Source organism: Paenibacillus lautus (genome assembly GCF_050482385.1).
Classification (GTDB): Bacteria; Bacillota; Bacilli; order Paenibacillales; family Paenibacillaceae; genus Paenibacillus_AQ; species Paenibacillus_AQ lautus_B.
Map to the genome: position 1 here is coordinate 284,658 of NZ_JBCNHV010000001.1, position 13,060 is coordinate 297,717.

Here is a 13,060-nt window from a genome sequence, read left to right on the forward strand (position 1 = left end):
TCACCTTGTTATACCTACTGATTACTTACTTAGAAAATCCATATATATCCTTACAAGTTTACTTAGAATCTCAATACTTTCCTCAACATTATTGGTCTCTAAACCATGATTTGCATTAGGAATTTCAATGACCTTTCTGACTTTGTCTATGTTAATTTGGTTTGCAAGTTCATTATTAAACACTTCATCCTTTGTACCATAAACCACAAGTCCATTAAATTTGTTGATATAGTGAATGGTGTCTTTAATTGGTGTCAAAAATAAATGCTTTACCGGAATATCAAGTTTTTCATGAACTTCTCCAGCAATTATTGTTCCTAAGCTCTTACTAATAAAAACAACTTGATTATACTTGCCAATGATTCGTTGAACCGATTCTTGGCTATCTTCTATTACTCTTTGCAGATCATTAATATCCAAATTCGTTCTTGCAGCTTGATATCCATATTCAAGTACCAATAAGTCAAAACCACTTTGAATTGCAGAAGTTCCAGCAAAATGTAGACTTGGTTTATCACAAGGATAGTTTTTCCCGGGAAACAGAACAACTAACTTACTATTTTCCTCATAAAGTTGAACATATTTTTGTTTCATTTCCGTTTTCCAAAACGAGGGAACATTTAAAACCTCTAATTTCATTGTCTCCCATCCTTTCCTGCTTCAAATAATTCCGTCTAACGTTCTTGTATTCACGAACCCGAGAACCTTAAAGTCCAAACTTAATAATTCCATTATTGTTTATAGTCATGATCATACTTATCTAAATAGATTTTCAGCGATTTCATCTAACATTCCAGTATTTAGGGAATGCCAAGTGTGTTCGGGCTGTCTCTGCTTTCCCGAAGCCCTTCTGCCGAACCGAGGGCGTATGCCCGAAGCGTGAATATCATGTTATGAGATGCCATTGGCTTCTTCGAGTTAACCCCAAAACACTCCGTTAGGGTCTTCATCTACGATCTTTAACTGGGTTTCAAAATCTTCTCTCGGTTTGATCTCCTCTATGAAATGCCACTTCTCTTTACTGTCTCTCCAATAGATCTTCCATTCTTTCTTGTCTAATCGGAACTGAGCGATTGGCATCTGTACCCATTGATCGCTTTGAAAAGCTTGCCTTTCTTCAATTAATGTCACATGGTTTCCTCTGATCTTATAACTGCATCTAATCTGGTTTTTCACATGTTCAGGTATTGCATGTTGAACGTATTCATCCATAATTTTTATGATCCGTTTCTTCGTAAAATCATCCATGAATTCCATCCCTCCATCCCTCCCCAATGATTTGAAATCTCCCCTTCTGTAAAAGGGCCATTCTTTAATATGGTCGATTCAGTTTTATATTCGCCAGTGCTTGATCTTAATAATGGCAACCCTTTCCTGATTTTATATGATTCCGGAAAAAACAACCATCCTTTATGCTGAATATGTCAAAAGCACATCAAATATGGAGGAGGAACTACGGTTTATGCAGATGAGCAGGAAAATCATCAATAAGCTTATACCTGTTATAACATGTCTGGGACTGGCTGCCACAGCGATGGCCGGCTGCAGCAGTGAGAAGATGCCAAAGGGGAGTACGGAATCCACAGAGTCAACTGAACCTTTGAGCAACTTATCGTATTGGAAACAGATGCATCCCGACGCAGCCGCTATTATGAAAAGCTATGGTGAGATTACCGCTATTCAAGAAATCGAAAATAAAACCGGTGTCAAAATCGATTACCAACACCCGGCCCAAGGCCAAGCTGGCGAACAATTCAACTTGATGATGGCCTCGAAATCGCTGCCCGATGTCGTTGAATATTCGTGGAATAATTATCCTGGAGGCGCTCAAAAAGCGATTAAGGATGGAAAGATCATTCCATTAAATGACTATTTGGACCAAGCGCCTAACTTCAAAAAGCTGCTGGACGAAAACCCGGAATGGAGAAGACAGGCGTCAACGGACGATGGCGATCTTATCGGTTTTCCGTTCATCCGCCCCGTGAGAAAACTGCAAACCCACTCCGGCCCGGTTATACGTAAAGATTGGTTGGACAAGTTGGATTTGCCTATTCCCAGAACCATCGACGAATGGTATACCGTTTTGAAAGCGTTTAAGGAACAAGATCCCAACGGCAACGGAAAGGCGGATGAAATTCCGATCATGATGGGAGCAGGCGAACTTGCCTTTACTGGCGCTTTTGGCATCCCGAACGGCTTCTATCACGAAGGAAATACGGTTAAATATGGCCCCGTTCAACCCGAATATAAGCAATACCTTACAACTATGAACCGTTGGTACAATGAAGGCTTGCTGGACAAAGACTTTGCAGCCAATGACAGCAAAATGTACGATGCCAAAATAACCGGCAATCAGGTCGGTGCGGCTGTTATGGCTGTAGGCGGAGGCATGGGCAGGTTTATGGATTTAATGGAGTCCAAGGAACCGCAATTCAAGCTTATTGCCACACCCTATCCGACGTCACAATCTGGCGGTAAACCGATATTCGGTCAAATGGACAATCAGATTGTCGGCATATTCACTGCTATAACTGAAAGCAACAAGCACATCGCTGAAACCGTAAAATTTTTCGATTATTTCTATAGTGAAGAAGGACGAATGATCATGAACTTCGGTAAAGAAGGCACATCCTATACGATGGTTGACGGTTATCCGAAATATATGGATTCCGTCATGAACAATCCGGAAGGATTGCCGCTTGCCCAATCCCTGAAACAGCATGTCTTGTCCGCTGATGCGGGTCCTTTCTTGCAGGATGTACGCTATATGGAGCAATATGCGGCCAGACCGGAGCAGCAAGAAGCTTTGACGGTCTGGGCAGAACCTTCGAATGAAAAAAGAATGCCTCCGATCACCATCGCCCGGGAAAATAATAGCCGATATGCCTCGATCATGAACGATATCGATACGTATAAAAATGAAATGATCGTTAAATTCATTATGGGCGCAGAATCGCTGGATAAGTTCGATGAGTATGTCGCTACCATGAAAAGCATGGGTATCGACGAGGCAATTCAAATGCAGCAATCCGGATTGGAACGCTATAACAACCGATAACATGCCTACTACACTGGAGACGGAAAGCTTGCGGCTTGCCGTTCTCCGGTATTCAAAGAAGGAGTAAACCATGCCTACTAATGTACAGAGAAACATTGTGAAGACGGCAACGGGGAACCGGGCAGAGAAGAAATGGAGCATGATAAAAAAGGACATTATTCGGAACCGCTACATTTATCTTATCCTGCTGCCCGTCGTTGCCTACTACATCGTTTTTCATTACGGACCCATGTATGGTCTGCAAATCGCTTTTAAAGATTACGGACTTGCAGACGGAATTTGGGGAAGTCCATGGATGGGTTTCGATCATTTTGAAAGTTTTTTTGGAAACTACTACTTTTGGAGACTGATTCGGAACACCTTGCTGATCAACATCTATGAATTGCTGTTTGCGTTCCCCGCTTCGATCATACTTGCCTTATTGCTTAATGAGATTCGCAGGAGCTTTTTTAAACGGATCGTACAGACGATAAGCTATCTCCCGCACTTTATCTCCATTGTCGTTGTGGTCGGGATGATGATCGATTTCTTTGCCCGCGACGGTTTGGTCAATCAACTTCTTGGCATGATCGGACTTGAACCGATTGCATTCATGCAGGAGCCGGGGTGGTTTCGGTTCATGTACGTATCTTCCGGCGTCTGGCAGGGAATCGGATGGGGCTCTATTATCTATCTCGCCGCCATAGCCAACATTGATCCGACTCTCTATGATGCGGCCCGGATTGACGGAGCGGGACGATGGAAACAGACCTTGCATATTACCCTGCCCGGGATCATGCCGACCATTGTGATATTGCTCATTCTCAACATGGGATCCATGCTTTCCGTCGGGAGCGAGAAAATTATTTTGATGTACAATCCGATGACCTATGAGACGGCCGATGTCATCTCTACCTATGTATTCAGGAAAGGTATCCTGGGAGCCGATTTCGGTTATACCGCTGCCGTTGGACTATTCAATTCGGTCATCAGCTTCATTCTGATCGTACTCGCCAATTCCATTAGCAAACGAGTGAGTGAACATAAATTGTGGTAAGGGAGGAACGGTATGTTTCACAAACGCAGCCTTGGTGAATCGATATTTTCTGTCGTCAATACATGCTTCATGCTCCTGCTTTGCTTCGTCACGCTTTATCCGTTCCTTTACGTATTATTCGCATCTTTAAGCGATCCTGCAGAAATCGCCCGATTTCGCGGCATGCTGTTTTTTCCTACCGGATTTAATCTGGATGCGTATAAAGCCGTCATGGATAATCCCATGATTCTGACCGGTTACCGGAACACCCTCTTCTATGTCGCTGGCGGCACAATCATCAACCTATTCATGACAACGCTCGGTGCCTATGCCCTTTCTCGCCGCAACGTCTATTTCAACAATTTCATCATGTTCATCATCGTGATCACGATGGTGTTCAATGGGGGGCTCATTCCAACCTTTCTGCTGGTGAACAGTCTCGGCATGCTGGATACGCCTTGGGCTCTTCTCTTGCCGGGGGCTATCAGTTCATTTAACTTGATCATTATGCGAACCGCCTTTCAAGCGGTACCCGTTAGTTTGGAGGAATCCGCGCGGATCGACGGGGCCAATGATTGGATCATTATGAGCAGAATCATTGTTCCTCTTTCGATGCCCGTTATTGCCGTCATGGTTTTGTGGTATGCAGTGGGACATTGGAATTCATACTTTAGCGCATTGATTTATTTGCGTGATCGGGAATTATTTCCTCTACAGCTAGTGCTCCGTGAAATTCTGATCTCGAACAGTACGGACAGTATGACGACCGATGCAGCAGCCACAGATCGGTTGGACATCGGGATCACGATCAAATATGCGACGATTATCATATCTACACTTCCAATATTATGCCTGTACCCGTTTCTGCAAAAGTATTTTGTGCACGGTGTCCTGATTGGTGCGTTAAAAGAATGATCATCACACGAATCGGTCATCCAACGAAGGGAGTAAGCTTGCTCTTCCCGAATTATAGGGATTGAGCAAGCTTTTCTATACTAGGAGGATCGCCATGTTTTCAATCATTCGAAGAAAGAATGCCGGAAGCAAAAGAAGGAGCCTATTCATCAGGATGCTCGTATCCAATTGTCTTCTGCTCCTGGTTCCCATTCTGATTTGGTTTGTGTTCTATACCAATATTGAACATATCATGAAATCCAATGCGGAAAGGTCCAATCTCGGCATGCTGGAGCAGATGCGTCTCAATATAGACAGCAATTTCAAAGAAATTGAACAATTATCCCATCAAATTATACTCAATCCGAAGCTGCGTTATTTATTGGATACGGAAAACAAAGACTTGTCAGAACGGTATCATTTGGTCCAGTTTGCAAGAGATTATTTAAAAATGCATTCGAGAATTACCAAGGATTTTGTGTACGATTTCTATATTTTTTTGGACCGAAGCGATTCTGTGATCAAACCGAATCTCGTAACCGATTCTCACAACTTTTATGATAAATATTATCGCTTTGAACATCTGACCTATGAAGAATGGCGTAAGCAGATGACTAGCTATCATAGTCAAACATACCTGCCGTCCTCCACCTTACAACGAAACGGCTACCAGAAGGATGACCCCATGCAAGTGATTACCTTTATGCAATCGTTGCCGGTCGAAGAAACATCCAATATGAAAGGGAATCTTACGGTTCTGATTGATGAAACCAAGATTCACGAAATGACACGACAAATCGAGTCCGCAAACGGGAGTTCCGTTTATATCGTGAACCAAAATCATGAACTCATCAGCAGTACCCCTGGTGCAAGTCCATTATCAAACTCGATATTGAATGAACTGAAGTCAAACTCCGGTTTACGCAATTACAATCTCAACGGTCAAGATGTGACGGTATCATTCACAACCTCGGGACAAGTCGGATGGTACTATATTGCTGTGATGCCTTTGAATGTATATCTACAGAAAGTGAAACAAATGGAGCATCTTGCGTTGTGGCTTCTCTTGCTATGTATCCTTGCGGGGAGCGCAGCGGCATATGGAATCGCGTATAGAAACTATTTTCCAATCAAAAGAATGATAGAGGCGATTCAGGCCGGAAAGTCTCATCCACGTAAACCTGCTGTGAATGAATTTGACTACATCCTGGAAATGATGAAGATCTCCTGGGACGAGGAAAGGCATATTAAAAACAAACTGACTCAACAACTGCCCATACTTCGTTCTAACTATTTACATCGTGTGCTTCAAGGCTACTTTGAGCCTCCAGAGCAAATGAAACAGTCGCTGGAATTTATGGGCATCCATTTTCCATTTCCTCATTTTGTCGTCATTCTCGTTCAAGTGGATGACATGACCCGGTTTGCACCGAACCAAAGTGAAAAACAATGGGCATTGGTGCGATTTATCATCTCCAATCTGGCTGAAGATTCAATCTACGAATGGCATACGATACATACGATCGACTTGGAGAAAGACCGGCTGGCCCTGCTCGTTAATCTAATGCCGGATCAGGTGGATCATCCGGCTTGCCGGGTTAAGGACATCGTATCCGAATTGCATCGCATGCTGGAGACTAGGTTCAAGCTGGAGATCAGCATAGCCATAAGCGGCGTTCATAAGGGCCAGCATCAGATTGGAGAAGCCTATTTGGAAGCGGCTGCCGCCTTGGAGTACAGGATGGTCAATGGGCAGCTGTCGACCTTTTACTATCATGATATTCGCCAGAAAAAGCTGCAATATTATTACCCCGTCGAAACCGAGCTGCAGTTAATCAACTGTATTCGAAGCGGCGATACAGAGCAAGTTATCCGGCTGCTTACGCAGTTGTTCGATCGAAATTTTCGCGACGAATCCATCACTCCGGAGCTTGGGAGATGCTTATTATTCAGTCTTGCCGGTACCCTGTTGCGTATCATGACATCGGATTCGGATACTTTGGCCTACCGGAGGCTTACAGAAGGTGACATCCACCCTGTGCGTTTCCTGCTTTCATGTAAAACAACCGACGAAATGTTTGAAAAAGCGAAGGACCTGTATGTATCGGCCGCCGAATCGTTCAAACTGGAACGAAGCGATCACAATGAACAGCTCCTTCTGCAAATTCAAACCTGCATTCAAGCGAATTACGCCGATCCCAATATGAGCTTGAATTTAGTGTCTGAGCATTTGCAGATCACGCCGCAATATATTTCACAATTTTTCAAAAGAGTGAGTGGACAGAACTTCAACGACTATCTGACTGTCGTACGCATGGATCACGCTAAGAAACTGATGTCGGATTCTGGGCTAACCAACGCACAAATTGCCAAGATGGTCGGTTATACAAGCGATACCGTTTTCATTCGGGTTTTTAAGAAGATCGAAGGCATTACTCCCGGTAAATATAGAGAGAGTAATATGACTTGTGCCGGATTAAATGAATAGGAAGATAAAGCTCCCTCGGGAGCTCTTCCCCAAAGGGCATGATGTTGCTGCCATGACAGAAGAGGACCTGGCCCATGCCCTATCCCTTATTAATAACCGCTAATGTCTAGGCTGGAAATCCGCTCACGATTCACAGAAATTCTGCGTTTTTCTCTTACCCTGCAGGCAGAATCTTATTTTGACTTGAGTTCAATTTCATTTTCATTGATTTTTACGGGTACAACCAAGCCAACTAAGCCAATTCCTGCGAATAGAAGGAAACCCGCTGTGTAAGAAGCCCTTTCAATGATTGCACCTGCGATCACCGAACCAAGAGATTGGCCGATCCCAAGTAATAGAAAGGAGAGACTGACGGCAACAGAAGGATTGTTGGCAAAAAGACGGGTCCCCCATACGATAAAAACACCTGTCATGAAGATATAAGCGATACCAAACAATATCCCGGAGACATAGATCATCAGAACAAAGGGTACTGTAATCATAGCGATAGACAAGACCAAGATGACAAGAGTAAACCGATAAGCCATGGCTAAACCAAACTGTTTAATGGTTCCCCCTGCAATACCGCCTAGAATTCCTGAAATCCCCATCATGATCCAAAAAGCAGCACTTTCGATATAGCTCATGTCATATTCAGCCGTCAAATAACTTCTGGAGAACGTCCAATAGATCGCAGAACTTGTACCCACCAAGAAAGAGGCGATTAATAAATCGCCGCTCCTCTTCCACTGGTTAAACAGCCTGTGCCCCGAAACGGGCTTTTCATTTTTTCGTGATTTCCCCGCCGGAGCTGTCTTCCAATTCCACAACATAACGCCTATTCCTATCAAAGCAAACAAGCTATAGGACAATCGCCAATGCTCGGTGAATAACAGCACAACAGGCCCTGAGAGAATAAGCCCAAAGCTGGTGCCTGTGTTGATCCATGTATTCCCCCGATCACGATCGGCTGGCTTCAAGGTGAGGGTTGCCACTTGGCTTAGTGCCGGTGATGCCCATCCACTGCTCAGACCTGCGACGAATACCCCCACAGCCAGTATATAGAGATTCGGTGCAATAGCGATTCCTATCATTCCTAAGACGGCACTGAGCCCGGCCATTTGCACAACGGTATGTTCTCCAGCTCTATAAATGAATACAGAAGAGGTCAATAAAGCCACACAATATGCCAAGTAAGCCAGGGAACTGACAGCTCCCAAAGCAGCTTCCATTAAGTTGAGACTTTCAGCTATATCCGGTAAAAACATGCCAAAACTAAAACGGGCCAACGCATAAGAAACGCCAATCATTGCGATTCCAGGAAAAACGATTCGTTTCATCTACAACCCTCCTATATAGAACGATCATTATATTTATTGTGAAAAAATAGATGCAAGCTCGATGAAACCCTTAACTCACATCCGTAATCGATTAAAATATACGCTGCGTAAGATAAAAAAGCTCTTTGCCCACCTTTTCCGCGTCTTCGGTTTCTGCCATTGCTGTTGTCCCTTCAAACAAAAGCGCCAGTTGCATCGCTTGTGACTCAGTCAGACCTTTCTGTTGAAAAAGCTGTAACAAGCCGCGCTTATGTTGATTGACAACTTGGACGATCGGGTGACCAGGATCGGCCCCAAACTCTTCCTTTGCCCGCAAAAACAAGCATCCTCTCGTCTCATTCTGCACAAGCCATCGTGCATGAGCCTCAGCCAGCAGCAAACATGCAGAAGACAGGTCTTGACTTCCCTGAAGCTGTAGGAGGGCAAAATACTTTTTCTCGCGGCGTTTTAATACTTCCATGATCAGTTCATCTTTAGAACTGAAATGATTATACAGCGTCATGATTGCCACATTTGCTTCCTCGATCACACGTTTTAAACCAATGGAATGAAAACCATGTTCGTAAAACAATTTTTCGGCAGATTGGAGCAGGTCTTCTTTTTTTGTACTCATTGAGACACCCTCCTCTATATAGAACGTTCATTATAGTCTGCTCCCATATTAACATTAATGCGATTTACTTTAAAGAGATTCTCCACAATCAATTTGTATTTCATTTCACAAGGTTGATGAAGCTGTATACAGGTAGTTAAAAAACTTTTCAATGTTTCCTTCAGATAGAAACAGAATGGACCTAATCAATCTAATTCGATCTACTCCATCATTTACGCATTGATTCGATACGATTTCGATGATCTCTGAAAAATGTTCCTGAAAGTCCGTCAGGAGCGAGAATATTACTCATATGTCACCTCTCCAATCATAGATATGTTTATAAAAGAATTTCCGCCGTTTCGCCTAACGTTTCCGTGAGGATGCGCGATACAGCAGTGTGACTGTAGTTTTGTGTTCATATTTCTCCGAGGATTTTTATCATTGCTCGTTTTTTTTTCCATGGGCCATTGTACACAATTATAATTCTACTCGCCGGCCCCTCGGAATAATAAACGCTTCTAATCATAAGCTTATAAAAGAAAGCCAAAAGAGGAGGGTTAAGTGAATTGACGAAAGTTAAAGTTAGTTTGCGGCCCATTGTTAGCAAGCTAAATTTACCGACGGTGTTGAAAACAACGATTCTTCCGGGCGACTCCATCGAAAGATTATTTATTGCAACTCAGGTAGGAGAGATCTTTTACATAGGAAACGGAGTTATAGAGACTTTCTTAGATATTCGCCCGCGAATCCTGAAACTAGGTGGTTCTAGCGGCGGATATGATGAACGGGGTTTGGTAGGGCTAGCATTTCATCCCCAATTTTATTATAATCGTCTGTTTTATCTCCATTATTCAGTAGCTGGAACCCAAGGTCCAGGGGCTCTTCCAGGGGCTCCTCCTGAATCTTTTAAGCCTAACCCGTGCGATGCTAGCACCTTAAACCTAAAGTGGGCAAATAGAGAACATCAATACGATCATATCGATACAGTCGAAGAATGGATTCTGCAATCGAATGGTCAACCTCAAAAAAGGCGGACATTACTTAACATCAGAAGGCCATTTTTAAACCATAACGGTGTCAATAGCTTAAACTTTTCCCCTGAAACAGGAAAACTTGTTTTGACAACCGGTGATGGCGGATCAGGTTATGATCCGTTTAATTTAAGCCAAGACGATATGGAAATCGCAGGTAAAATCATCGAAATTGATGTCGTTAAGAATACGACGTTTATCGATAATCCGCCCGTGGTTACGCGTTTTAATGAACTGCCCGTACCCATTCAGGAAACGCTTACAGTAATCGCCAAAGGCGTTCGCAATATACCCGGCATTTCATTTCAAAGGTTTTATAATCAGTATATCAAATACGTTGGAAATGTCGGACAGGATCTTGTAGAGTCGATTTTTTCATTCGTTCATTATAAACCGATACCGGTTACTCAGCTTATTCAAGCTTCTTTAGTAAGAACGGAACTGGACCAAGAAGGATTTATTAACTTCGGCTGGCGCGGGTGGGAAGGTGCTTTTCCGACTTCGATCATAACCGGCTGCTCTGCAAATCCGGCTTTGAACGAGAAAACCATTGCTTATTACGATGAAGCCGTAAAAACTTCCGTACGGCGTCTTCAGCCTCTGACAAGTTATTTTCATGAAGATTCCCGAACCGATAAGTTTAGAGCAACTGCACTTACAGGAGTACAGCCCTATATGGGATGTGAAATCCCCTCTTTATCAGGAAATGTTGTGTTTACCGATCTGGCTCGCCGGAATGAATCTCAACTTCCCGTTAGAGGGGTCTTAGCTTATACCAGGGTAAGAACGGATGGTAAGCTAAATGATTTTAATGTTATTGAAACCGATTATCCGTTTGGGTCTCAATCCGCATATTATGTTAGTCTGGGAACGAATCTGAATCAAACCAGACTCTATTTAGGGGTTTATGGCTCAACGAAAGTGGCTGATGCTAACCAAGGTACCGTTTTTGAAATTGTTCCATGATTTATAACGAACCTAAGCCGGAGGGAAAGATGGAAACCGTTATAACGTTCAAAAACGTATGGTTCCGGTACGATTCCCGTCAGGATTGGACACTTCGGGAAATCAATTTAACCCTTTGTGAAGGAGAATGGCTTACGATCGTGGGTGGTAACGGTTCCGGAAAATCAACGTTAGTTCAGTTGATTAACGGCCTGCTCCAACCTACATTGGGAGAAGTCTCCGTTTATGGAAAGAACACATGCAACCATCGGAACTTATGGAATATTCGCCGAAATGTAGGTATGGTGTTTCCCAACGCGGAAAACCAGATTGTTGGCATGACCGTTTGGGAAGATACGTCTTTTGGCTTGTATAATATCGGCTTTTCCCCGAAACAAGCAGAATTCCGGTGCCGATCTGTTTTGCAATTGCTTGGGCTCGATGAACTGAAAGATCGTCCTCCCTATTTTCTATCCGGCGGGGAAAAACAAAAGCTCGCGATTGCCGGAGTTCTGGCCATGGAGCCCAAAGTGATCATTGTTGACGAGTCCACTTCCATGCTCGATACCCAAAGCGCCCGGCATATTCATGAGATCATGTCCGAACTGCATCGTAACCGATTCACGCTTATCCAGGTGACCCATGAGGTCGAAGAGATTTTCACTGCCGATCGTCTTGTCGTGATGCAGAAAGGCAAGATCCGGTTCGATGGGACGCCCCAAGAAGCGATGGTAAATTCGTGCGTTTTTTCGGACTCTGGCCTTCTCCCTCCGTTTTCTGTTCGAATGCGTGATTTTGCCAAGCAAATAGGTCTGAATTTACCTACTACGAATGAATTCGAATTCGGGGATGAGTGATGGATATTGTTTTGGAGAACGTCAATTGCCTGCTTGCCGCCAGAACCCCTTTTAATAAAAAAGCCATTGATCGAATCTCGCTGCACGTTCCTACAGGGCAGTTCGTGGCGATTATGGGACCGACCGGGAGCGGAAAAACCACCTTGGGACAGTTGATTGGAGGGCTGATCCTGCCTCAATCAGGGGTAATACGGATCGGACCTTACCGAGTCCATAAAAAATCCGACCGCCTCCGCCTTTGGAAAACAATCGGATTCTTGTTCCAATTCCCCGAGCACCAAGTCATAGAGGATACGGTTTTCAACCATATCGGCGCCGGACTAAATCGACTAGGCACGAGGCGGGAATGGGTTGCCGAGCAAGTGAAACAAACGATGGAAGCCGTAGGGCTGTGTTTTTCGCAGTTCAAAGACCGGTCGCCTTTTCAAATCAGCAGCGGTGAATTGCGGCGGATCGCACTGGCAGGAGTGCTCGTTACGGAGCCGAAAATTCTCATTCTGGACGAACCGACAGCAGGCCTGGATAGCTGGGAACGGAGCAGAGTGTTATCGCATTTAAAGCAAATTCATGATGAGAAAAAAATGACGGTTCTCTACATGACTCATCGGCTTGAAGAAGCCCTCGAACACGCTGATCGGATTCTCGTGTTAGACCATGGGCAATTGTACGCGGATTTCCACCCTTGTAAAATTCGGGATCACTGGCGGCAGCTGGAGCGAATCGGTTTTGTGAAAACGCCCCTGCTCCGTTTTATAGATTCACTCGAAGAACGGCTCGCCAAAAAACTGCCCGAAAGTGTATATAAAGAGGCCCAATTGATGTCATTCATCACAAATCTCTCTAGGGAGGAACTGTGAC

Annotated in this window: 11 protein-coding genes; 7 read left to right on the forward strand and 4 right to left on the reverse strand. The window is 44.0% G+C overall.

The genetic code is table 11. The features are described from left to right. Positions 1–21 precede the first annotated feature (21 nt). Both ABEW73_RS01450 and ABEW73_RS01455 read right to left on the reverse strand, forming a co-directional pair. On the reverse strand, positions 22–639 hold the full coding sequence (locus ABEW73_RS01450) for an alpha/beta hydrolase (RefSeq protein ID WP_430172439.1): 618 nt from the start codon (positions 637–639) through the stop codon (positions 22–24). A 279-nt stretch (positions 640–918) separates the two neighbouring features. Continuing rightward, a complete protein-coding gene (locus ABEW73_RS01455) occupies positions 919–1,248 on the reverse strand; it encodes a DUF3024 domain-containing protein (RefSeq protein ID WP_430172437.1) in 330 nt (109 codons plus the stop codon). 214 nt (positions 1,249–1,462) lie between these two features. Between ABEW73_RS01455 and ABEW73_RS01460 the strand changes: the two genes are divergently transcribed. From ABEW73_RS01460 to ABEW73_RS01475, 4 genes are all read left to right on the forward strand, one after another. Then, positions 1,463–3,058, forward strand: a complete 1,596-nt coding sequence (locus tag ABEW73_RS01460) for an extracellular solute-binding protein (RefSeq protein ID WP_430172435.1) — start codon at positions 1,463–1,465, stop codon at positions 3,056–3,058. Positions 3,059–3,128: 70 nt separating this feature from the next. After that, positions 3,129–4,094, forward strand: coding sequence for an ABC transporter permease (locus ABEW73_RS01465; RefSeq protein ID WP_430172433.1), 966 nt, complete (start codon positions 3,129–3,131; stop codon positions 4,092–4,094). Between the two features lie 12 nt (positions 4,095–4,106). Then, positions 4,107–4,988, forward strand: a complete 882-nt coding sequence (locus ABEW73_RS01470) for a carbohydrate ABC transporter permease (RefSeq protein ID WP_430172431.1) — start codon at positions 4,107–4,109, stop codon at positions 4,986–4,988. Positions 4,989–5,082: 94 nt separating this feature from the next. Then, entirely contained in the window at positions 5,083–7,455 is a 2,373-nt protein-coding gene (locus ABEW73_RS01475) for an AraC family transcriptional regulator (protein WP_430172429.1), read from the forward strand. A gap of 173 nt (positions 7,456–7,628) precedes the next feature. Here the strand turns inward: ABEW73_RS01475 and ABEW73_RS01480 are convergent, their stop codons facing one another. Both ABEW73_RS01480 and ABEW73_RS01485 read right to left on the reverse strand, forming a co-directional pair. Continuing rightward, the gene (locus ABEW73_RS01480; protein WP_430172427.1) at positions 7,629–8,774 is read right to left on the reverse strand and encodes an MFS transporter; all 1,146 of its coding nucleotides are present in this window, start codon (positions 8,772–8,774) and stop codon (positions 7,629–7,631) included. A gap of 91 nt (positions 8,775–8,865) precedes the next feature. Then, entirely contained in the window at positions 8,866–9,387 is a 522-nt protein-coding gene (locus ABEW73_RS01485; protein WP_430172425.1) for a TetR/AcrR family transcriptional regulator, read from the reverse strand. Positions 9,388–9,935: 548 nt separating this feature from the next. Here ABEW73_RS01485 and ABEW73_RS01490 point away from each other — a divergent pair. The 3 genes from ABEW73_RS01490 to ABEW73_RS01500 are packed head-to-tail and all read left to right on the forward strand — an operon-like array spanning position 9,936 to position 13,059. Next, positions 9,936–11,366 (forward strand): PQQ-dependent sugar dehydrogenase, encoded by a 1,431-nt coding sequence (locus tag ABEW73_RS01490; protein WP_430172423.1) that lies wholly within the window; start codon positions 9,936–9,938, stop codon positions 11,364–11,366. A gap of 29 nt (positions 11,367–11,395) precedes the next feature. Next, the gene (locus ABEW73_RS01495) at positions 11,396–12,202 is read left to right on the forward strand and encodes an ATP-binding cassette domain-containing protein (protein ID WP_430172421.1); all 807 of its coding nucleotides are present in this window, start codon (positions 11,396–11,398) and stop codon (positions 12,200–12,202) included. Then, the gene (locus ABEW73_RS01500; RefSeq protein ID WP_430172420.1) at positions 12,202–13,059 is read left to right on the forward strand and encodes an ATP-binding cassette domain-containing protein; all 858 of its coding nucleotides are present in this window, start codon (positions 12,202–12,204) and stop codon (positions 13,057–13,059) included. The genes ABEW73_RS01495 and ABEW73_RS01500 overlap by 1 nt, the downstream gene beginning before the upstream one ends. Position 13,060 lies beyond the last annotated feature (1 nt).